We start from the raw sequence: 20,892 nt of genomic DNA, 5'->3' as shown, positions 1-20,892 counted from the left end.
GCATTGTCAACAAGGCTGCTTACATGGTCATTGGCATTGATTTGGATGGAAACAAAGACGTCCTTGGCATGTGGATTGGTGAGAATGAGTCTGCAAAGTTCTGGCTCAGTGTGCTCAATGAATTGAAGAATCGCGGTGTTCAGGACATTCTCATTACTTGTGTAGATAACCTTACGGGCTTCTCACAAGCGATTTCAGCATGCTATCCCAGTACGGAAATCCAAAAATGTATCATCCACCCAATCCGCAACTCCAACCGTTATGTATCCTACAAAGATCTCAAGAAGGTGACCTCGGATTTAAAGCCCATCTACAAGGCCACAACAGAGGGGTTGGCTCTGCTAGAATTGGATCGGTTTGAGGAGATCTGGGGCGCCAAATATCCACTCATTGTCCGTTCCTGGCGCAACAATTGGGAAGAACTTGCCACGTTCTTTAAGTACCCGCCTGAGCTTCGCAAGCTTATTTATACGACCAATATGATTGAGAGCTACCACCGCCAACTCCGTAAAGTGACGAAAGGGAAAAGCATCTTCCCTACGGATGAATCTCTTCTCAAAATGCTCTATTTAGTGACGGTCGATGTTACTCGCAAGTGGACAGGTCGTGTCCAAAACTGGGGCCAGATCCTGCTTCAACGATCCGTGTTTTATCCTGAACGGATTGGCCAGCACTTGCCTTAAAGAGCCACCTTCTCTTAACAGGGGGTACTCTTGATTTGGAGTTTACACAAACATATTGACAGACCCTTGAAATCCTACATGTTTGAAATTAACATATTTTCAAAAGCTTCATCTGGATTATCTGTGTTATTTATATGTAACCACTCTTTGAAGTCTCCCTCATAAGTTATTCTTCCTTTGTTAAGGATGATTAGATGAGAATCCAAGTACATTAAATCTTGAAGCTGATGTGTAGATACAATACAAGTCTTCCCCTCTTTTATAAGGCTTCCAATTAATTCATATATCCTTTTTCTGGATGCGGGATCTACACCGCTTGTAGGCTCGTCAAAAATATACAATGAACGGTCTATCATTATTAAAATATGGATAAAAAACCACTTTCTCTCACCGATAGACATCTTTCCAATTCTTAACTCCCACAAATGCTCAAATAATTCCTTTTCACGTTGTGACATTTTTTTTGTGTAGTAACCCAATTCTTTTTCTATTGGTTTATCATCAATTCGCCTAACAAAATTCGCAAAATCTTTTCCTTTAATGACAGGCGAAAAAAAGAGACTCTGGGTCACATATAGAATATCTTGCATATGAGGTAGATTTATCTCTCCAGCTGCAGGGTTGAGCACACTTGTTATACAATCAAACATCGTAGTTTTACCCGAACCATTTACTCCAACGATTGCGTTTAATTTATTTGTATGCAATGAAAAAGACACACCCTGTAACACAAAATCTTTTGCTCTTGGATATTTAAATTTTAGATTTTTAATATTCATGACATCTCCTCCTTTCGATGGATTCTATCTTTGTAGAACGGATATTAAATTTAATTTTTTTGAAGATATGTAACCTACGATACCAAAAAATAAAAATGAGATAGATAGTGGGACATATAAAACTTCATGCTGGAACCATCCAAATAACACACCCATATTTAACGAGATTTCATAAATAAATGTGAATGGATTGAAAAACTCTAAAAACCCGATATGTTTCAGATCGACATTAATAGCAATTAAAAAAACTGGATACATGAGAATATTTAATAGGGTAGAAACGCTGGACACCTGAACAGGTAAAAGCGCTATACCAAACGCAGCAAATGCTAAAGGCATGGATATAAAGACTGTAATCAGCATTAATATCAATAATTTAAATGAGAAGATATCATAAATAAGGGTCAGGATCGTTGTGAAAATCACTAAACTTAAAATAGCAAAAGCCACTTGTGTCAGGACTATCCCGAAAATGATAGGGTATTTACTGCCTGCTATTAAAGTATACGTCTTCAATAAACCACTTTCTTTAAGCCTTGCTGATTGTAATCCAATTCCATTTAAAAACGTACTAATGATAATAAATGCCCAAAACCAAAACATATATTTCAACATATCCAAATTACTGCTTGTAGAATCCAATACTCCCCTTTGCATAACTAATGCTATAAAAAGAGGGAAAATCACCGTCCACACAAACGCCACCTTTTCAAAAAGCAACATTTTTAAATTCAGTAAAGAAAAGCCAAATGTTCTTCTCACACTATTCTACTCCCTCGCAAACAATTTTGATCTCTATATTGGATTTCATCCAAGACAGATTGAATTTATCAAGTCATCTAAGGAACCAATCCTTTGTTCAACTACCCGACAACATCTGCTGAATAATGAAGCTTTGTTTCCTCGTCCGCTCCTCCGTACGTTTAGAAAAACACGCCGCGAGCGTAAGGTGGTAAAAATGAAGATCAACCCTCTTCGATAGAAAGCCCTCCAACAGCTCTAACCCCTTCAACAGCGAGTAAATACATTTCATGCTCCATCGCCAGCTCGCGGACCCATTCCCGGTAATCTTGCTCCGCTGCCGAGCGTTCTGCCTCTGTTAAATATCGATCCTCTACTAGCTGATGCCCCCGGCTCGCAGCAACCTCCGCCCAAATTCCCGCTGCGGTTTCAAAACCTTCCCATCCTCTAACGCTTTTTTCCGATTGATTCGTTACGCTCACCTGAGTTAATGCATTTTGCTTAAAATAAACTTCCAGCTGATCTGCAATGGCATTGTCCATTCCAACATCGCTCCGCCAATCTAAAAACCTGCGATAGAAATGCACCATGGATGCAGGAAACTCCGGTTCTGTGCGGAGCTTTTCATGATTATAATCAAGCACCAACACCTTTCCTCCCAGCTTTACTGCCCGAATCATTCGCTGTAGCGCTAACTCGGGCTGATCCAGCCATTGAAGTACACGGGAGGCATTAACAACATCGAAGGCTGCCTCATAACCCATCTGATATATATCCCTCACCTCAAACGACAGCTGCGGAATATGCCGGTACCGTTCCTTTGCTTCTATAATTAATGCTTCGCTGCTGTCTATACCAACGACTTTGCCGCCAGGGCCAACCAGTTCTGCAATGCCGTAGGTTATCGCTCCGCTTCCGCAACCAACGTCCAGTATGTGCATGCCTGGCTTGACTAATTCGCTCAACCGTTTGTTTGAGTGGTGTATGGACCTGCTGTTCAAGATCCGGTTAGTACTTTGCGGCATCTTCGCTCTGTTTAATGCCTGTTGGTTCATCATGAGTCGCCTCCTTATGATCTTCTCTTAATTAATTTCAAATTATTTCCATAAACTCTCTCTCATATTTAGTTACAGGGTCAAAACTTTTGGTGCTGACACAAAATTGCAAAAGGTAATGTTTGCTAGCCATTTGAAGTCCTTACCAATTTTTTCATATAGCTTAACTTAAAATTCTTCCAAAGACAATGACAGACCTAACAGAACTATATTTACCACTTGAATAAAGAACGTATGTTCGGTGTATAATATATTAAACGATCCTCGAGCACACATACAAAGGCCGGCAGGATGCCGGCGAATCGCTGATCCTTTACATAAGAGTCTGAAGGAAGGGAAGGAATGAGAACATGCGTAAACGTCAGCAGCGTGTTATTTTTCTGGCCGACTGCCAATCCTTTTATGCTTCTGTGGAGAAGGCCTCCCATCCCGCTTACCGCACCAAGCCGCTGGTCGTCTCCGGCGATCCCTCCCGGCGCAGCGGCATCATTCTGGCCGCCTGCCCCCTTGCGAAGGCTTATGGCGTAACGACTGCCGAGCCGCTGTGGCAGGCTCAGCAGAAATGCCCGGAGGTCATTGTCACCCGGCCGCGCATGAGCGCCTATATCCGCGTGTCGCTCGCCATTATGAGCATCCTGGAATCCTACTCGGATCTGGTGGAGCCGTTCAGCATTGACGAGCAGTTTGTCGATGTGACAGCAAGCCTCTCACACTTTAACTGCACGCCTGCGGAGCTGGCACGCCATATCCAGATGCGCGTCCGGGAAGAAACCGGTATTTATACCCGCATTGGCATTGGACGCAACAAGATCCTGGCCAAGATGGCCTGCGACAACTTCGCGAAGAAGAATGAGTCCGGCATTTATGAGCTGGATGAGCAGCATCTGGATGCCCTCTGGGCTCGTCCCGTGAACAGTATGTTCGGCATCGGCTCCCGCACGATGCGCCATCTGGCCCGCCTTGGAATCCATACCATCGGGGAGCTGGCACAGACGCCTCTGGGTGAGCTCAAGCGGAAAATGAAGCGCCATATGAAAAAAAACTGCGATATCTGGTGTGAGGTGCTGTGGCGGACCGCAAACGGCATGGACGACTCCCCTGTCACCCCGGACGCTTTTGACGGACAAAAGGGTATCGGGCGGCAGACCACGCTTCCGGTGGATTACCATGCCCGGGAAGATATTGACGTGGTGCTGAACGAGCTGTCCATGCTGATTTGTGAACGCGCCCGGGCCAAGGGCTATATGGGAACCGTGGTGCATGCCGGCGCGCAGGGTGCGGATTTTGACCGCCCTGTCGGCTTTTCCCGGCAGCTGAAGCTGCCGGAGCCGAGCCAAATTTCCCGGGAGGTATATGACGCGGCCAAGAAGCTGTTCGATACCCACTGGGACGGCGGACCCGTTCGAAAAATCTGGATTTCCCTCGGAGAGCTCCAAAGCGATGAAGTATACCAGCCCTCCCTGTTCGGCAACCGCGACAGACTGAGGCATCTGGAGCTGACGATGGACGGGATCCGCCATTTGTTCGGGCCTGCCTCGGTGTACTTTGGGTCTTCCCTGAGAAACACCAGTCAGCTTAAATTTCTAAACGCCAAGATTGGAGGACATTACAAATGAAGAAGCTCGAAGGCAACGGATTGTGGCAATCCAGCCGGATGATGCTGTTCGAGCATCGGGATGCCATTTTATCCAAGCAGGAGCAGAAGCAGCGGCAGACCCGCCCGATCCTTGACGAACAGGAGACCGAGCGCATTGCGGAGAAGCTGAGTCAAGCCTACCACAGCGGTGCGACCGTACAGATCCAAGTATACGGAGAATATGGCAATCAACAGGTGGAGGGCAGCATCTCCCGTATTGATGCTCAGCTGCAGCGGCTGCGCATCCAGCATATGTGGATTACCCTGGCAGACATTGTCGAGGCAGCCATTGTCAGTCCTGCCGAAGACATTGAGGGGCTGGTCCCGTGACCGTTTCAGACTTTAGCCAGCCCCGGCAGCAGATGGAATAGCAGCTACTAGCACACAAGGGGCGGCTCTCCTGGATCTGAAGATCCGGGAAAGCGGCCCCTTGTGCCAGTGGAAGGCTTAGACTTAATGCGGCACGAACAGCAGCTGCAGCACGAATAATACAGCAAAAATATACAGCAGCGGATGAACCGCCTTCGCTTTGCCGCTCACAAGCTTCATTAGCGGATAGGAAATGAAGCCGAGCGCAATACCGGTCGCAATACTTGAGGTCAGCGGCATTGTCAGAATGACAATGAACGCAGGAAAAGCTTCATCGAATTCCTTCCAGTGAATACTGCTTACATTCCCCACCATCAGGCAGCCCACGATAATCAGGGAAGGGGCCGTGATCGCCGACAGACCGGACACCGCTCCGATTACCGGACCGAAGAATGCCGCAACTCCGAACAGCGCTGCCACCACGACAGCAGTCAGGCCGGTTCGTCCGCCAGCGCCTACTCCTGCGGCAGATTCAATGTAGGCCGTCGTCGGACTCGTACCTACCATGGAGCCGGCCACCGTGGCCACGGAATCTGCGAGCATAGCACGTTCTGCACGGGGCAGCTTGTTATCCTTCATCAGCCCGGCTTGCTGGGCTACACCGACAACCGTTCCGGTCGTATCAAACAGCGTTACCAGCAGGAACGAGAAGACCACAGCATACAGGCTGTGCGTGATCACATCCCCTGCCGCGGCGATCGGATTCCACACGAGCAGTCCTTCCGGAAGCGAAGGAACGGACAGGACACCGTCAAATTTCAGCATCCCGGCAAAATAGGCAATAACACCGGTCAGGATCATGCCGATGAACAGCGCCCCTTTCACGTTGCGGGCCAAGAGAATCAGCGTAATCGCGAGTCCGGTCAGCGCCAGGACAGCAGAAGGCTGATGAAGATCTCCGAGTGCCACCAGATTCTCCGGGTGGGCTGTAATTACGCCGCTCATCCGCAGGCCGATAAAAGCGATGAACAATCCGATGCCTGCCGTGATTGCATGCTTCAGATTGGGAGGAATAATGTGAATCAGGCGGCTGCGCAGGGGCGTCAACGACAAGAGCAGAAACAGAATGCCTGCAATAAACACTGCAGAGAACGCCTCACTGTACGTCAGGCTCCCGTGTCCCTGTACGACCGAATATGTAAAATAAGCGTTCAAGCCCATACCTGGTGCGACTGCAATCGGATATTTGGCGACCAGGCCCATCATCAGGGTTCCGATGATCGCCGAGATGACCGTGGCCGTGAAGCTCTGCTGAAATGGCACCCCCGCATCCGACAGGATGAGCGGATTCACCACCATAATATAAGCCATTGTAAAGAAGGTTGTTGCGCCAGCCACCACTTCGGTCTTGACCGAGGTGCCTTGGGCTTTTAAATCAAACACTGGATTGCCCCCGTTCTCTTGTTGTCATCATATCTGTAAAAAACACACCTAATCATTATAGGTGACATCCCTATTTTCGCCAAGACACAAATCCATGTATACTTCTCTATATATCGTATCCCGGAAAGGAGTGTACATGCATGTGCGGTCGATTTACACTTACGGCATCATGGGAAGAGCTTCTGGATTACTATATGATCGGCGAGCAAACACAGCCAGCCTTTCATATTCCGCAGTACAATATTGCCCCGACCCAAATGGTGGCAGCCGTCATCCATGACGGACAACGGCGCCGGATCGGCCAGCTGCGCTGGGGATTGGTTCCTTCCTGGGCCAAGGACAGCTCCGGTGCAGCCCGGATGATCAATGCGCGAAGCGAGACTGTGGACGTCAAACCGGCTTACAAGCTTCCCTTTCAGAGAAAGCGATGCCTGATTCCTGCGGACAGCTTTTACGAGTGGAAGCAACAGGATAAGCAGAAACTGCCCTACCGGATTGGCAAAAAAGACCACTCACTCTTCAGCATTGCCGGTCTGTATGACATCTGGACCGCTCCAGACGGCAGCAAGATCAGCTCCTGCACCGTGATCACGACCTCTCCCAATGCTCTGATGGAGTCCATTCATGACCGGATGCCTGTCATTCTTCAGCGTGAGCACGAGGAACGTTGGCTGGACCGCTCTGCTTCAGCCGAGGAGCTGAAGCTGCTGTGTACCCCTTACACCCATGAGGATCTGCAGGCCGTTCGTGTCAGCACAGCTGTGAATGCAGTACGCAACAATAGCCCGGCGTGCATTCAGCCTCTGGCGGAGGAATAACAAAGCTCTGGCATCCGCAAGGGAGCCAGAGCTTTGTTCAATGCCTGCCGTCTTTAGGCCCTCCCAAGACAAGCCTAGCGGAACATGCCCCACAGCTTAATCAAATGAAAGGTGTTCTTGGGGTCAATCCGCTGAGCCAGCACAAACTGTACAATCTGCTGCTCCTGAACTGACGTCAGATTCTCGCCGAGAATGGCCGAGCATTGACGGACAACCTGCTGAACCTTCGCACTGTTCTGCAAATCCTGCTTGGTCAGAGGGTTTACGATGCCCTTAACTCGTTCCTTGACGGGCGGGTTCTTCATCTTCTGCTTGACCCGTTCCACGAGCTGGGGATGAATACCGAATTGCTGGTAACTCACAGCTTGCACCTCCCGTATTTTCCCAATCAAGATGAGTATATGACAAGAGCTCGTCCATTGTGCGCACAACCTTAGTCGATCAGATCCCCTTGGAACACCTGCTCCTTCCGAAGATGCTCCCGAAGCAGTGAATACGAGGGGGATGTCCAGAAGGAAGCATCGCTGACCAGCGCAGCGGCATCCTCCCTGGCCTGTTCGACCACCTCATAGTCGGCTACCATATCGGCAAGCCGGAATTCCGGCAGGCCGCTCTGCTTCGTGCCGAAGAAATCGCCAGGACCCCGAAGGTCCAGATCCCGACGTGCGACCTCAAAGCCATCCTCCGTGTCGGTCATGACCTCCATTCGCTCCCGTCCGACCTCACTCTTGGGGTCTGCTACCAGGATACAGAACGATGCATGAGCACCCCGGCCCACCCGGCCGCGGAGCTGATGCAGCTGAGACAATCCGAAACGATCCGCATCCATGATGACCATTAACGTCGCATTGGGCACGTCGACGCCCACCTCGACAACGGTAGTCGAGATGAGCAGCTGCAGATCATTGCTGTAGAAATCCCGCATGACCTCATCCTTTTCTCCCGAGGTCATTCTTCCGTGCAGCAGCCCTACCTTAAACTGGGGAAAAGCTTGCTGCATCTGCACATGCAGATCAATAGCATTCTGCACATCCAGCTTGTCGGATTCCTCAATCAGCGGACAGATCAGATATGCCTGACGCCCCTGGTCCACTTCCCGGCGAATAAATCCAAGCACCCGGTCCATCATGTCATGCTTGACCCAGTGCGTCGTAATCGGAATTCTGCCCTTGGGCCGCTCTGACAGCGTAGAGACATCCATATCCCCGAAGGCAGTAATAGCCATCGTGCGCGGAATCGGCGTCGCGGTCATCGTCAGTACATCCGGATTGTAGCCTTTGCGGCGCAGCACACTTCTCTGGTTAACCCCGAAGCGATGCTGCTCGTCAGTAACGACCAGGCCCAGCTGCCGGAAGAATACCTCCTCCTGAATCAGTGCATGGGTGCCGACAACAATATCTGTGAGTCCCATCTGAAGGGATGCCAGTACATCCTTCCGCTTCTTGCCGGTCACACTGCCGGTTAACAGAGCCACCGTCACACCAAACGGCTGGAACATACGCTGAAGCGAGCGCATATGCTGTTCTGCCAATATTTCAGTCGGCACCATCAGTGCCCCCTGATTGCCGGAACGAACCGTGGTATAGAGAGCAATCGCCGCGACAACGGTTTTGCCAGAGCCGACATCCCCTTGCAGCAGACGATTCATGCAATAAGGCGAGCGCATGTCATGCAGAATTTCAAGCTCAACCTTCTTCTGCGCATCTGTCAATTCAAACGGCAGACTGCGAACGAATTCGCGAATCGTAGTATTATCGGCTGTGTGTACGACGCCATCCATTTTGCCATGATTGAGGGCACGGTAGGCCTGCATCTTCAGCTGAAACAAAAACAGCTCCTCATAGACCATTCGGCGCCGGGCCTGCTGCCCTTCGCCCGTATCCGAGGGCTGATGAATCCCGGCGATTGCCTGCTTGCGCGGCATCAGGCGGTATTTCTGAATCAGATGAGGCGGCAGGATTTCCGGGATCATCTCCCCGTACTGCTGCAGCGCTTGATTCATCGTTTTGCGGATCCAGGCTTGCGTAATTTTGCCGCCGATAGAATACACGGGCTGCAGCGTACCGCTGCGGCTGATGCCTTTGTCCGGGAAATCCGATTCCGACACCGTCAGCTGAAGCCGCCGCTGATCCCACTTGCCGGTCAATACAATTTCACGGCCTGCGGTCAGCTGCTCCTTCAGAAAATGCCGGTTAAACCACGTTGCGCTGAACATCCAGTTCTCTGCCAGCATTTTGCAGGTGAGACGCGATTTGCCGCCATACCTTTGAAGAACAGGAGCACCGGCAATTTTCGCCTGTATCGTTACCCGCTCTCCATCCTTGACCTCGCTCAGTGAACGAAGCCGGTAATCCTCATACCGGAATGGATAATATTCCAGCAATTCTTTGACCGTAGAGACGCCAAAGGCGTGAAGCTCCCCTTCCTTCAGGGCGCTCACGCCGTTGATCTTTCTCACGGATATTTGGTCCAGATCGAGACTCATCCTTTTCCCCCAATCAAGCCGGCCAGATATACGCGGCGATGGTTCCGGGACCGACATGCGTGCCGACAACCGCTCCAATATCAGAGAACAACGTCTCCTCAATCGTGAACACAGATGAGAGCTGCTCCAGAAAGTCCTGAACCGAAGCAGGATCTGCCGTGGTCCCCACCGCTACCTTAATCTTTGTAACACCGGATAAATCCTGCTGAAACAGCTGGATCATCCGCGCCGTTGCTTTTTTGCGTCCTCTTACCTTGTCAACAGAGTAAATAACACCCTCCGCATCAATAGATAGAATCGGCTTGATATTCAGCAAGGTCCCTACCACTGCCGAGGCTTTGCCGATCCGGCCGCCTTTTTGCAAATATTCCAGTGTATCCACCAGGAAGTACAATGCCCGCTTGCTCCGCAGCTCCTCCGTGGAAGCTACAATCTCCTCCAGAGACTTTCCTTCCGCGGCCAGCTTCGCGGCATGCACAACGAACATACCAAAGCCGTATGAAGCAGATTTCGAATCCCATACCTGAACTCGTTCCTCATGATCGCCTTCCATGAGATCTGTGGCAAGGCGGGCTGCCTGATAGGTACCGCTAAGCGCCGAGGACAGATGCATGGACAGGATATAGCAGCCAGGGTGCTGCTCAAAAATACGCTCATACGCCGCTACAAAATCCGCCGGTGACGGCTGTGACGTTGTCGGCAGCTGCGGGGATTCTACCAACCTCTTGTAGAACTGGGATGCCGTAATTTCTGTTCCGTCCGAATAGGATTCATTTCCAAACAATACCCTCAGCGGAACGACGACAATGCCATGCTGCTCAATCAGTGCTGCGGGTATATCCGAGGTGCTGTCCGTGACAATCACGGTTCTACTCATGTAAAACCCCTCCCGAAAATGATCCTCTGCTCTAGAACCGTAACGAAACCGTTACGCTTCCACAGAGAACAAATATGCATAAATGGGCTGTCCACCGTAGTGGATCTCAACCTCAGCATCCGGATACTCCTCTTCGAGCCAGCGGGCAATGCCTTCAGTAATCTCCTCTGTTGCGTCCTCACCAGTCAGCAGGGTAATGATCTCGTCTCCGGATTGAAGCATCTTGCCAAGCAGCTGCTGACAGGCCGTCTTCAGGTCTGCAGCGGCAGCAACAATCTTGGAGTTCTGGATGCCGATATATTCACCAGCCTTGATCTCCAGCTCGTCAATCGTTGTATCCCGCACCGCATAAGTAACTTGTCCGGATTGGACGCGCGATACCGCCTCCAGCATGCTCTCCGTATTACTTTCGGTGCTCTCTTCTTCCTGGAATTCAAAAGCAGCCGCAATCCCCTGCGGAATCGTCTTGCTCGGAATGACAGTGACGCTGCGCTCACCCTCCAGCAGCTCCCGTGCCTGCTGGGCAGCCAGCACAATGTTAGAATTGTTCGGCAGAATAAAGATATGCTGTGCCGAAATGGTGGCAATGGCATTGACGAAATCCTCTGTGCTCGGATTCATCGTCTGTCCGCCGGACAGCACGACATCCACACCAAGGCTCTTGAAAATGCTCGATATTCCTTCGCCTGAGGATACGGCGATAAATCCGAAAGGCGCAAGCTCGTCTGCCGGCGGGGCTGCCGGATCCTCTGGTGATTTCTTCTCGGCCGGAATATCCGCGAACAGCTCTGGCATCGGCGCAATATCCATGCCTGTAGTCAAGAGATCGCGGTGCTGCTCCCGCATATTCAGAATATGAATCTGTGTGATTTCTCCGTAACGCAGCGCAAGGTTCAGCACCTCACCGGGCGCTTTGGAGTGCACATGCACTTTAATCGTCTCGTCATCTGCAATGACAATAATCGAATCTCCGTTGACGGCCAGTGACTGCCGGAATCGGTCCTCATGGAATTCTGCAGCCGGAGCTCCGCCGAGCTGACGGTTAATGAAAAATTCCATATCGTACAGAAACTCAATGTCTTCGGTTGAAATTTTGGACTGCGCTGACGAAGGGGCAGGCGCAGGAGTTACAGCTGGCTGTGACGTCAGCGCCGGGCTGGCTGAAATTTTGGGCATAACCGGCTCTGAGCCTGGTGTCTTCGCCTCCGCCGACGCCCCTTCATTCAAGGCCTTCAAGAAGCCCTCGTAGATGTACACGAGGCCCTGACCGCCAGAGTCCACAACGCCAACCTGCTTCAATACGGGCAGCAGCTCCGGTGTCTGGGCGAGCGCTTCCTTCGCCTTGGCAAGCACCTGCTCCATCACCTCAATAATATCACTGCTGCGGCGTGAGAAATAAACGGCATGCTTGGCCGCTTCCTTCGCCACGGTGAGAATCGTGCCCTCTACCGGCTTGACAACAGCCTTGTAAGCAGCCTCTACACCGGTTTGCAGCGCAGCTGCAAACTGGGTGCTGTTCAGCTCATCAAACGGGGCGGCATAGCGGCTGAAGCCGCGGAACAGCTGGGACAGGATCACCCCGGAGTTGCCGCGTGCACCCATGAGCAGGCCCTTGGAAAGGACGCCTGCACTCTGACCAATCGACGCCGAATATTTCTGCTTCAGCTCATTGACGCCGGCCGTCATCGTTAAGTTCATATTGGTTCCCGTATCACCGTCTGGCACCGGAAACACGTTCAGGGCGTTAACATGCTCCGCATGCAGCTGGAGCTGTTCCGCTCCGGCGAGCACCATCGCGGTAAATTCTGTTCCATTCAAAGAACGCTTGCTCAATGAGAATTCCCCTTCCTGGCATCATACAAAAAACGCTTCAATTGTAAGTGTAATTTCATTATTATTTCGTGAGCGCCCTCTTCGCGCTGCCTGTGCTCCAGCCTTTGTCAGAGACAACGCTGTCAGAAAACTCCAAAGGCAGCAAGCCGCCAGACAAACGATGGCGGTTAAGGCTCATATCCATGCATAACCCTGCATGTAAAATCAATCCATAAGATACCATTCCAAACTATTATGGACTAAACAACATTGTACTATAAGAGCCATGATAAATAAATGTTTTTAGGATAGTTGACGCCGCATTTTTTACTGTGATATTATATTTAAGTATTGTTTTATACAGGGTTATGAAACAAGGAGGTGTAATCTATGTCTCGCAAATGCTATGTAACTGGTAAGAAACCAAGCAGCGGCAACCACGTTTCTCACGCCAACAACCACAACAAACGTTCTTGGGGTGTCAACGTTCAGAAGGTTCGTATTCTCGTAGACGGCAAGCCAAAACGCGTATACGTGAGCACTCGTGCTCTGAAATCCGGTAAAGTAACTCGCGTATAATTGTTTAAGGAAAACTTCTTTCACCTTTCGCTTGCAGATGCTGTGACGGGGCAAGGAAGTTTTTCTTGCGTTGTACATACAATTTCATCCGTAATCAAAAAGCACCCTTTCATGCAGCAGGTGCTTTTTTTGTGTCTGTATAATGATCTGACTCGGTCGTAACACGGGCCAGGCAGCCAAGGTCATACTTGGCCATCCGCTTCATTGCTATCCATGCTGCTTCCCCCGTGCTGCCGTCCCGTGCGGAGGTATGTCTCGCCGATCCAAGCTGTCAGCCCTTATGAAATGTGTTTAATATGGCCTTTACGAAACCTCCCAAAAACTTCGGCAGCTTGAACGTGTAGAATTTCATGTCTCACCCTCCCCATGATTCTCATATCCCATTGTTATGTTATGCTCCGCCGATGCGGATGTGAACCACAACAAAAAAGGCTACATGAGAACCCAGCTCATGTAACCATATTTATGCGGCCATCCAGTGACCTATGCATTTTCAGTTCAAAGTCAGGCCTGATCAGCCTTGTACACTTTCCCGAATTCTGCGAATAGCAGCAGCCCGGTCGCTGGCTCCATATACGGCACTGCCAGCTACCAGCACATCAGCGCCGGCAGAGGTCACAAGCGGCGCCGTTTCCGCTGTAATTCCGCCATCTACTTCAATGTGGATGGAAGGATTCGGCCCTTGGGAGATCCAGCTGCGCAGCTGCTCTATTTTGCGAACGGTCTGATGGATGAACTGTTGACCTCCAAATCCAGGATTCACGGTCATGACCAGCACCAGATCGAGATCGGCCAGCACCTCCTGTATTACGGCAGCCGGTGTCCCGGGATTGATGGCAACCCCTGCCTTCACACCATGCTCTTTAATCAGGTGGACGACCCGGTGCAGATGAGGACACGCTTCGGCGTGAACTGTAATGTAATCAGCTCCTGCCTTGGCGAAGTCCGCAATATAATTCTCGGGACGCTCAATCATAAGATGTACGTCCAGCGGCAGCTTAGTGTGGGGCCGTATGGCCTGCACAATCGGTGCGCCCAGTGTCAAATTGGGCACAAAATGCCCGTCCATGACATCGACATGGATCCAGTCCGCTCCGGCAGCGCCGACCTCTGCAATTTCCTCACCCAGCTTCGCAAAATCCGCAGACAAAATGGATGGTGCTATAATCATTGGCTAATACCTCCGCTTCTTGTCTTTCATCTCTTCCAGAAACTCCAGGTAGTGACGGTACCGGCTATCTGCAATGTCACCGCTTTCCTTGGCGACAAGCACCCGGCAGCCCGGCTCATGCGTATGGCTGCAGCCCCGGAACTTGCATTGTGACGCATAAGAAGCAAATTCCCGGAAGCACACGGACAGCTCTTCGACGCCCAGCTCCAGAAAGTCCAGCTGGCTGAAGCCCGGAGTGTCGGCAACAAAACCGCCGTTGTCCAGCTCTATCAGCTCCACATGCCGGGTGGTGTGCCGTCCTCTGCCCAGGCGCATACTGATTTCGCTCGTCTCAAGCGTTAATCCCGGCTTGATGGCATTCAGCAGTGAGGATTTCCCGACACCGGACTGACCGGAGAATACACTGATCTCTCCCGCCAGCCGCTCCTTGACCTTCTCCGTGCCGATGCCTTCTATGGAGCTGGTAATAAACACCTCATAGCCGACTGATTCATAAAGCTCCTGAACTCTGGCTGCCGTTGCATCTCCCTGACCCGCCAAGTCCTGCTTTGTGATCAGAATAATGGCATCCAGTCCCGCATGCTCAATATGTACAAGGAACTTGTCCAGAAGCAGCAGATTCATATCCGGCTCCTTGACGGAGAACAGCAGAACGGCAAGGCCTGCATTGGCTACCGGAGGACGGATTAATTGGGAAGACCGTGGAAGAATTTCATCCACGGTCCCCTCTCCATTCTCCGTGAGTGAGTACATGACACGATCCCCGACAAGGGGGGATTCGCCTCTCTTTTTGAAGATGCCGCGGGCTCGGCATTGAATCGCCGTCTCCTCACCGGACACCTTGCCGTCTCGAAGGGGCTTGACATAATAGTACCCGCTAAGCGCCTTGACAATCAGGCCTTCCTGCATGCACACGCCTCACTTTCTGGATAAAATAGTGAAATGGTCTCTTTTAATCGTCATCTTCATCTTCATCTTCATCTTTGGGATCTTTTTTCTTATCTTCGTTCTTATCTTTATCTTTACCCTTGGCTTCACCCGGCGTTTCTGTATTGCCGTTTCCTTCGGCACCTGTACCGCCGGTACCTTCAGCACTTCCATCGCCGTTCTCGGGCTCTGTAACGGCCGGAACCTCCGGCACGATCGGCAGCGGCGGCTCCACCTCAGGCTCAGGAACCGTGCCGTTCTTGGCGTCATTATAGGCTACGACATACGTATCCAGCGAGCGTCCGTCCCGGTAAATGGTTACCGTCCCATCCTTGCCGGGAGCAAGCACCAGCTCCACCGGAATAATCTCGGTCGCATTGACATCCCGCTCGATCGCTTCCGCACTATCTCCCCGGGCGTCTGAATATACGATCCGGATGCGGCTGGATTCTCCTAAAGCTGACGGCGCAACCGGCACCTTGAAGGTATAGTTCAGCGCATCGGAAGGATACCCAGAACTAACGACAATATTCTGCTCTGTACCCGGTGTAGCCATCGCCCCGGCGTCCCAAGGCCATTGAGACAGCACCGTTCCGCGTTCTGCCGTAAAGCTTGGCTCATCCTTTACGGTGCCCACCTTGAGCCCGAGCCGCTTGATCTCGTTCTCCGCTTCACTGCGGGTCATCGTCGTCAGATCCGTCATTTCCACTTCCGCTTTCCCCTTGCTGACAACAAGCATCACATTGGCTTCATCCGGATCAAATTCAACACCACTATCCGGTGACTGGGAAAGGATCTCACCTGCCGCTGCGCTGTCACTGTTCTCTTCGCGGACAGTGATTGCGTCCTTATCCACCTTCTGCTCTGCCAACAGCTCCATCGCTTCATCCAGCGTTCTTCCAGACAGGCTAGGCATCACACTGAGCGGCTTCTCTTCACCTACCGTGAGCTGGACGCTTGCGCCTTCCTTCACCACTGTACCTTCTGCCCGGCTCTGCTTCAACACGATTCCGGCTTCTACACCTTCTTTATACTCCCGAAGCACTTCCGGATTTACGACAAGTCCCGCCTCTTCCAGCGTCCGGACCGCCTCCGCCTCCGCCATCGTAATTACACCCGGAACGGTCACATCCTTGACCTCCAGCATTTGATTCACAAAGAGGACGAGCCCTGCAATAATAGCCAGGAACAAAAGACTTAATCCCACGATCAGGGCAGGCTTCTTCTTGCTCTGCTTGCCACTCTTACGCTCACTGACCATTTCCTTGCGCACTCCGTCATCCTCCACATCCCCTGACGATGCATTAGGCGCCGGGGGGCCGGTGTAATTCTCCGGTCCGGGATAAGCCTCGGCTGCCCCTGCCGGCTGCATGCTCTTCAGCGCAGGCATTACAATCGTCTGATCGGCATCATCATGAAATTGAATCTTTGGTTCATTGCGTCTTGCCGGAAGCAGGCATGTTTCCAGATCCTGCAGCATCTCTTCCGCAGACTGATAACGCTCCTGAGGGTTTTTTCGCATGGACTTGAGGATGACATTCTCCACGCTTTGCGGGATTAAAGCATTAACCTCTTTGGGCTCCTCAAATTCCTCTTGCAGATGCTTCAGCGCTACACTGATCGGACTCTCACCCAGAAACGGAAGACGGCCGGTCAGCATTTGGTATAAAACGATGCCCAGAGAGTACAAATCCGACTTCTCTCCTGTCGCAACCCCTTTCGCATGCTCGGGCGAGAAGTAATGCACCGAGCCGACTACCGAGCCGGTCTGCGTAATCGTCGTAGAGGTTACAGCCCGGGCAATCCCGAAATCCGTTACCTTCACCCGGCCGTTGCGGCCGATCAATATATTATGGGGCTTGATATCCCGATGAATGATCTGGTTCTGGTGCGCATGCTCTAGTGCGTCGCAGATCTGCGACGCAATGCGTACAGCCTCGTCCACTTGAAGCGGAGCCCGCTCTTTAATAATCTCATTTAAATTATTGCCGTCGATACATTCCATTACGATGTAATGCACATCGTCCTCTTGGCCCACATCATAAATGCTTACCACATTTGGATGTGACAATGACGCCGCAGACTGGGCCTCCCGCCGAAAACGGCGGATAAACTCCTCATCATGCACAAACTGCTGGCGCAGCACCTTGATCGCTACATGACGATTAAGCAGGATATCCTGGGCTTTGTAGACCAAAGCCATGCCACCCCCGCCAATCCGCTCAATCACCTTGTAACGACCAGCCAATTCATGTCCGATCATGAATTCCACCCCTTTGTTCGTTGCCGGCCGCTTCCTCCTGATGCTGAAGCAAAGCGACTGTAATATTGTCGTCGCCTCCGGCCAGAAGAGCCAGCTGAAGCAAACGGTCCGCCTTATCCTCCAAAGGAAGCTCCGCCGAGCCGATGACCTGGGCCATTCGCTCCCGGTTCACGAGATTACTCAGCCCGTCACTGCACAAAAGCAGCACGTCGCCGGCACCCAGCTCTACCGACCGCAGCTCCACCTCGACCTCAGAGTCGGTACCCAGCGCCCGAATGAGGACATTTTTGCGCGGATGCGAAGCCAGCTCTTCTTCAGTAATTTGACCATTCTTAAACAATTCATTGACCAGCGTATGATCCTCCGTCAGCAGGCTGACCTGATTGCCGGAAATCTTGTACGCCCTGCTGTCTCCGATGTGACCAATATAGCCCCGATGCTCCCGAAGAAGAACGGCCACGATGGTGGTTCCCATATTGTGCAGCCGTTCATTGCCGGAAGCTTCGCGGTAAATCACCTCATTGGCATGGAGAATAGCTTGTGTCAGCACTGCGCCTAATGCCTCTCCATCCAAATCAGCTGCCAGCTTCTTGAAATCCTCCGCCACGGTCTGTACCGCAAGCCTGCTGGCAGTGTCTCCTGCAAGGTGTCCCCCCATACCGTCGGCAACAATGCCGAGTGTATAGCCATGTCCGAGCTGCAGCACGAGGACCGAATCCTCATTGATCTGGCGCACCCGTCCGACATGACTCACATGAACCGTATTGATCAAATTTCGCTCACCCCAACTCCATATGCTTGGCTCGAAGCTGCCCGCAGGCCGCCGCAATATCATGGCCTTGCTCACGGCGAATTGTCACATTAACACCCTTGTCTGCCAGCGCCCGCTGAAATTTAAAAATATCATTCCGCGAGGTTCGCACATACTTGCGCTCCGGCACGTGATTGACAGGGATCAGATTGACGTGGCAGTTCATGTCCTTAATGACATCCGCCAGCTCCTCGGCGTGCTCAACCTGGTCATTCATGCCGCCAATCAGCGCATACTCGAACGTAATCCGGCGGCCTGTCTTGGCTTGATAATAACGCAGTGATTCAATGACATCCTCGAACGGGAAGCGCCGATTAACCGGCATCAGCTTGGAGCGGAGCTTGTCGTTAGGCGCATGGATCGAAATCGCCAGGTTGATCTGCGTGTTCTCCTCTGCAAACTGATAAATATTCGGAACAATACCGCTCGTAGACACCGTAATATGGCGCTGTCCGATATTCAGTCCCTTCTCGTGGATCATCGTGCGCAGAAATTTCATGGTTGCATCATAGTTCTCAAACGGCTCGCCGGAGCCCATGATGACGATGCTGCTCACCCGTTCCCCTTTAGGATCAAGCATCTTCTGGGCCTGAACCACCTGGGCCACGATCTCGCCGGCAGTCAGGTTCCGCTTCAGTCCGCCCAGCGTAGAGGCGCAGAAGGTGCAACCGATCCGGCAGCCTACCTGGGTCGTCACACAGATGCTGTTGCCGTAATTATGCTTCATAATTACAGTCTCAATAGCATGATCATCATGCAATCCGAACAGGAATTTAATCGTTCCGTCCTTCGATTCAAAGCGCGTAATCTCATTCAAGGTTACAAAGCTGAACTGCTCGGTCAGCTTGCGGCGCAGCTCCTTGGACAAATTGCTCATCTCATCAAAGGAATTGACCCGCTTCACATACAGCCACTCATAAATCTGGCCTCCGCGAAAAGCCGCCTCTCCATTCTCTACAGCCCACTGCTGTAGCTCCTCTAACGATAAATCATATATAAAAGGGTTCATTTCACCACACCTGTCTATTTCATTTATACTCAGTTCTTTATTCATTCTTACTATTTTACCATAAATAAAACAGCCCGTAAAAGAGAAAACCCGCCAGAAGCGGCGGGCCGAAACCAGAATTCCCTATAAAAAGAGGCGTTAGCGCACTCTTCTCAGCCTTGCAATATAGAAGCCGTCACTGTGAAAATGCTGCGGCAGAATCTGAACGCCGCCGCCTCGGGAAAGAGCCTGCTCCCGAACCCGTTCCTGAAAGCCGTCGGGATCCTTCTCTACCTCAAACTCCGGACGGGAGGCCAGAAAGCCTTCCACGACGCCTTCATTCTCCCGCTCCTCCATCGTACAGGTGCTGTAAACCAGCAGCCCGCCGGGCTTGACCAGCTTCGCCGCCGCCTGGATCAGCTCCTGCTGAAGCTCGGCAATCGCGCCTACGTCCTCAGCCGTCTTGGTCCACTTCAAATCCGGCTTGCGCCGAATGACACCCAGACCCGAGCAGGGAGCATCCAGCAGCACACGATCAAATGCAGCCTCTTCATGAGCCTTTGGCAGATCCAGTGCATTCCCGGTCACCGGAACAATACTCGCCAGACCCAGACGCTCCGCCTGGGCTGCGATCAGCTTCTGCTTATGGGCATGGAGGTCATTCGCAAGGATCTCCCCCTGATCCTTCATCAGCTCGCCCATATGGGTGGTTTTGCCTCCCGGAGCTGCACAGCAGTCCAGAACCGTCATCCCCGGCTGGGGCTCTACCATCTCCGCGACGAGCATTGAGCTTTCGTCTTGAATAGAGATCATGCCCTCCCGGTACCACTCCGTAAAGGCCATATTGCCGCCGCTGCGGACGATAATGCCGTAAGGGCTGAGACTCGACGGAACAGCGTCCAGGCCCGCAGCCTCCATCTCTGCCAGCAGCTGCTCCCGGCTCACCATGGTTGTATTCACTCTGACGCTGACGGAAGGCGGCTCGTTATTCACGCGGCAGATCGACTCCGCGGCTGCCTCTCCGTACTGCTCTATCCAGCGCTCAACCAGCCACAGCGGGTGGGAGTGCTGCAGGGAAATGCGCTGTGCAAAGGGCAACTGCTCTGGCACAACCAGCTCTTCTTTTTGCCGGAGCACACTACGCAGCACCCCGTTCACCATCCCGGAGATGCCCTGGTGTCCCCGCTTCTTGCTAATGTTCACCGCTTCGCTGACAACAGCATGCTCTGGAATCCGATCCAGATACATGATCTGATACAGACTAAGACGCAGCAGGCTGCGCACCCAGGGCTGCAGCTTGGCCGTCCCCTTCTTGACGAAGCGGTCCAGGAAATAATCCAGCGTGTTCAGGCGTGAGATCGTTCCATACACCAGCTCTGTCGCGAGACCGGTATCTCCTTTATCCAGGGAGGACTGCGTTAAGGCGCTGTTCAGCAGCAGATTACTGTACGCCTGCTCCTGCTCCACCTGGGTCAGGACATCCATCGCCAGCTCTCTTGCGCTGGTCTTTCTGCT

General features: G+C 51.9%; 19 protein-coding genes and 1 pseudogene. 5 read left to right on the top strand and 15 right to left on the bottom strand.

Features of this window, described 5'->3' with window-relative positions; genetic code table 11:
- Positions 1 to 2: 2 nt before the first annotated feature.
- Positions 3 to 683, top strand: a pseudogene (locus E6C60_RS08275) (IS256 family transposase); the annotation flags it as partial.
- 74 nt (positions 684 to 757) lie between these two features.
- On the opposite strand, the gene E6C60_RS08270 reads toward E6C60_RS08275, so the two are convergent.
- From E6C60_RS08270 to E6C60_RS08260, 3 genes are all read right to left on the bottom strand, one after another.
- Positions 758 to 1,462: an AAA family ATPase gene (locus E6C60_RS08270; protein WP_138225427.1), complete on the bottom strand. Its 705-nt coding sequence runs from the start codon at positions 1,460 to 1,462 to the stop codon at positions 758 to 760.
- A gap of 24 nt (positions 1,463 to 1,486) precedes the next feature.
- A complete protein-coding gene (locus E6C60_RS08265; RefSeq protein WP_138225426.1) occupies positions 1,487 to 2,224 on the bottom strand; it encodes a hypothetical protein in 738 nt (245 codons plus the stop codon).
- A 203-nt stretch (positions 2,225 to 2,427) separates the two neighbouring features.
- Positions 2,428 to 3,261 carry a class I SAM-dependent methyltransferase gene (locus E6C60_RS08260; RefSeq protein WP_138225425.1) on the bottom strand — a complete coding sequence of 278 codons (834 nt, stop codon included), beginning with the start codon at positions 3,259 to 3,261 and terminating at the stop codon, positions 2,428 to 2,430.
- A 347-nt stretch (positions 3,262 to 3,608) separates the two neighbouring features.
- Between E6C60_RS08260 and E6C60_RS08255 the strand changes: the two genes are divergently transcribed.
- The gene (locus E6C60_RS08255; RefSeq protein ID WP_138225424.1) at positions 3,609 to 4,874 is read left to right on the top strand and encodes a DNA polymerase IV; all 1,266 of its coding nucleotides are present in this window, start codon (positions 3,609 to 3,611) and stop codon (positions 4,872 to 4,874) included.
- Positions 4,871 to 5,224 carry a YolD-like family protein gene (locus E6C60_RS08250; RefSeq protein ID WP_138225423.1) on the top strand — a complete coding sequence of 118 codons (354 nt, stop codon included), beginning with the start codon at positions 4,871 to 4,873 and terminating at the stop codon, positions 5,222 to 5,224. The genes E6C60_RS08255 and E6C60_RS08250 overlap by 4 nt, the downstream gene beginning before the upstream one ends.
- A 123-nt stretch (positions 5,225 to 5,347) precedes the next feature.
- Here the strand turns inward: E6C60_RS08250 and E6C60_RS08245 are convergent, their stop codons facing one another.
- Entirely contained in the window at positions 5,348 to 6,646 is a 1,299-nt protein-coding gene (locus tag E6C60_RS08245) for an NCS2 family permease (protein ID WP_138225422.1), read from the bottom strand.
- A gap of 140 nt (positions 6,647 to 6,786) precedes the next feature.
- On the opposite strand from E6C60_RS08245, the gene E6C60_RS08240 reads away from it, so the two are divergent.
- Positions 6,787 to 7,464: an SOS response-associated peptidase gene (locus E6C60_RS08240; protein WP_138225421.1), complete on the top strand. Its 678-nt coding sequence runs from the start codon at positions 6,787 to 6,789 to the stop codon at positions 7,462 to 7,464.
- A gap of 74 nt (positions 7,465 to 7,538) precedes the next feature.
- Here E6C60_RS08240 and E6C60_RS08235 read toward each other — a convergent pair whose 3' ends face one another.
- From E6C60_RS08235 to E6C60_RS08220, 4 genes are all read right to left on the bottom strand, one after another.
- Complete coding sequence (locus E6C60_RS08235) at positions 7,539 to 7,826, bottom strand: stage VI sporulation protein F (RefSeq protein ID WP_138225420.1); 288 nt, start codon at positions 7,824 to 7,826, stop codon at positions 7,539 to 7,541.
- Between the two features lie 71 nt (positions 7,827 to 7,897).
- The gene (gene recG, locus E6C60_RS08230; RefSeq protein ID WP_138225419.1) at positions 7,898 to 9,949 is read right to left on the bottom strand and encodes an ATP-dependent DNA helicase RecG; all 2,052 of its coding nucleotides are present in this window, start codon (positions 9,947 to 9,949) and stop codon (positions 7,898 to 7,900) included.
- 13 nt (positions 9,950 to 9,962) lie between these two features.
- Positions 9,963 to 10,826 (bottom strand): DegV family protein, encoded by an 864-nt coding sequence (locus E6C60_RS08225; protein ID WP_138225418.1) that lies wholly within the window; start codon positions 10,824 to 10,826, stop codon positions 9,963 to 9,965.
- Between the two features lie 51 nt (positions 10,827 to 10,877).
- On the bottom strand, positions 10,878 to 12,659 hold the full coding sequence (locus E6C60_RS08220; protein ID WP_138225417.1) for a DAK2 domain-containing protein: 1,782 nt from the start codon (positions 12,657 to 12,659) through the stop codon (positions 10,878 to 10,880).
- Between the two features lie 369 nt (positions 12,660 to 13,028).
- On the opposite strand from E6C60_RS08220, the gene rpmB reads away from it, so the two are divergent.
- The gene (gene rpmB / locus E6C60_RS08215; protein ID WP_046680294.1) at positions 13,029 to 13,217 is read left to right on the top strand and encodes a 50S ribosomal protein L28; all 189 of its coding nucleotides are present in this window, start codon (positions 13,029 to 13,031) and stop codon (positions 13,215 to 13,217) included.
- 271 nt (positions 13,218 to 13,488) lie between these two features.
- On the opposite strand, the gene spoVM is transcribed toward rpmB, so the two are convergent.
- From spoVM to rsmB, 7 genes are all read right to left on the bottom strand, one after another.
- The gene (gene spoVM, locus E6C60_RS08210; protein ID WP_095263314.1) at positions 13,489 to 13,569 is read right to left on the bottom strand and encodes a stage V sporulation protein SpoVM; all 81 of its coding nucleotides are present in this window, start codon (positions 13,567 to 13,569) and stop codon (positions 13,489 to 13,491) included.
- Between the two features lie 162 nt (positions 13,570 to 13,731).
- A complete protein-coding gene (gene rpe, locus E6C60_RS08205) occupies positions 13,732 to 14,388 on the bottom strand; it encodes a ribulose-phosphate 3-epimerase (RefSeq protein ID WP_138225416.1) in 657 nt (218 codons plus the stop codon).
- A gap of 3 nt (positions 14,389 to 14,391) precedes the next feature.
- Positions 14,392 to 15,297, bottom strand: coding sequence for a ribosome small subunit-dependent GTPase A (gene rsgA / locus E6C60_RS08200; RefSeq protein ID WP_138225415.1), 906 nt, complete (start codon positions 15,295 to 15,297; stop codon positions 14,392 to 14,394).
- Positions 15,298 to 15,340: 43 nt separating this feature from the next.
- Complete coding sequence (gene pknB / locus E6C60_RS08195; RefSeq protein ID WP_138225414.1) at positions 15,341 to 17,578, bottom strand: Stk1 family PASTA domain-containing Ser/Thr kinase; 2,238 nt, start codon at positions 17,576 to 17,578, stop codon at positions 15,341 to 15,343.
- Positions 17,565 to 18,350 carry a Stp1/IreP family PP2C-type Ser/Thr phosphatase gene (locus E6C60_RS08190; RefSeq protein ID WP_138225413.1) on the bottom strand — a complete coding sequence of 262 codons (786 nt, stop codon included), beginning with the start codon at positions 18,348 to 18,350 and terminating at the stop codon, positions 17,565 to 17,567. Before E6C60_RS08190 ends, pknB begins: the two co-directional genes overlap by 14 nt.
- Positions 18,351 to 18,357: 7 nt before the next feature.
- Positions 18,358 to 19,398 (bottom strand): dual-specificity RNA methyltransferase RlmN, encoded by a 1,041-nt coding sequence (gene rlmN, locus E6C60_RS08185; protein ID WP_138225412.1) that lies wholly within the window; start codon positions 19,396 to 19,398, stop codon positions 18,358 to 18,360.
- Between the two features lie 138 nt (positions 19,399 to 19,536).
- Positions 19,537 to 20,862, bottom strand: coding sequence for a 16S rRNA (cytosine(967)-C(5))-methyltransferase RsmB (gene rsmB / locus E6C60_RS08180; RefSeq protein ID WP_233281225.1), 1,326 nt, complete (start codon positions 20,860 to 20,862; stop codon positions 19,537 to 19,539).
- Positions 20,863 to 20,892: the final 30 nt, after the last annotated feature.

This window comes from Paenibacillus algicola (assembly GCF_005577435.1).
In the GTDB taxonomy this organism is placed as follows: domain Bacteria; phylum Bacillota; class Bacilli; order Paenibacillales; family Paenibacillaceae; genus Paenibacillus_AQ; species Paenibacillus_AQ algicola.
The sequence above is the reverse complement of the archived record's forward strand: the minus strand, read 5'-3'. Positions and strand labels throughout refer to the sequence as shown.

Excerpts from the sequence above, each read along its gene's own strand:
- E6C60_RS08270 (WP_138225427.1), bottom strand. The coding sequence starts at position 1,462 with ATGAATATTAAAAATCTAAAATTTAAATATCCAAGAGCAAAAGATTTT.
- E6C60_RS08260 (WP_138225425.1), bottom strand. The coding sequence starts at position 3,261 with ATGATGAACCAACAGGCATTAAACAGAGCGAAGATGCCGCAAAGTACT.
- E6C60_RS08255 (WP_138225424.1), top strand. The coding sequence starts at position 3,609 with ATGCGTAAACGTCAGCAGCGTGTTATTTTTCTGGCCGACTGCCAATCC.
- E6C60_RS08250 (WP_138225423.1), top strand. The coding sequence starts at position 4,871 with ATGAAGAAGCTCGAAGGCAACGGATTGTGGCAATCCAGCCGGATGATG.
- E6C60_RS08240 (WP_138225421.1), top strand. The coding sequence starts at position 6,787 with ATGTGCGGTCGATTTACACTTACGGCATCATGGGAAGAGCTTCTGGAT.
- recG (WP_138225419.1), bottom strand. The coding sequence starts at position 9,949 with ATGAGTCTCGATCTGGACCAAATATCCGTGAGAAAGATCAACGGCGTG.
- E6C60_RS08225 (WP_138225418.1), bottom strand. The coding sequence starts at position 10,826 with ATGAGTAGAACCGTGATTGTCACGGACAGCACCTCGGATATACCCGCA.
- rpmB (WP_046680294.1), top strand. The coding sequence starts at position 13,029 with ATGTCTCGCAAATGCTATGTAACTGGTAAGAAACCAAGCAGCGGCAAC.
- spoVM (WP_095263314.1), bottom strand. The coding sequence starts at position 13,569 with ATGAAATTCTACACGTTCAAGCTGCCGAAGTTTTTGGGAGGTTTCGTA.
- rpe (WP_138225416.1), bottom strand. The coding sequence starts at position 14,388 with ATGATTATAGCACCATCCATTTTGTCTGCGGATTTTGCGAAGCTGGGT.
- rsgA (WP_138225415.1), bottom strand. The coding sequence starts at position 15,297 with ATGCAGGAAGGCCTGATTGTCAAGGCGCTTAGCGGGTACTATTATGTC.
- pknB (WP_138225414.1), bottom strand. The coding sequence starts at position 17,578 with ATGATCGGACATGAATTGGCTGGTCGTTACAAGGTGATTGAGCGGATT.
- rlmN (WP_138225412.1), bottom strand. The coding sequence starts at position 19,398 with ATGAACCCTTTTATATATGATTTATCGTTAGAGGAGCTACAGCAGTGG.
- rsmB (WP_233281225.1), bottom strand. The coding sequence starts at position 20,862 with ATGGATGTCCTGACCCAGGTGGAGCAGGAGCAGGCGTACAGTAATCTG.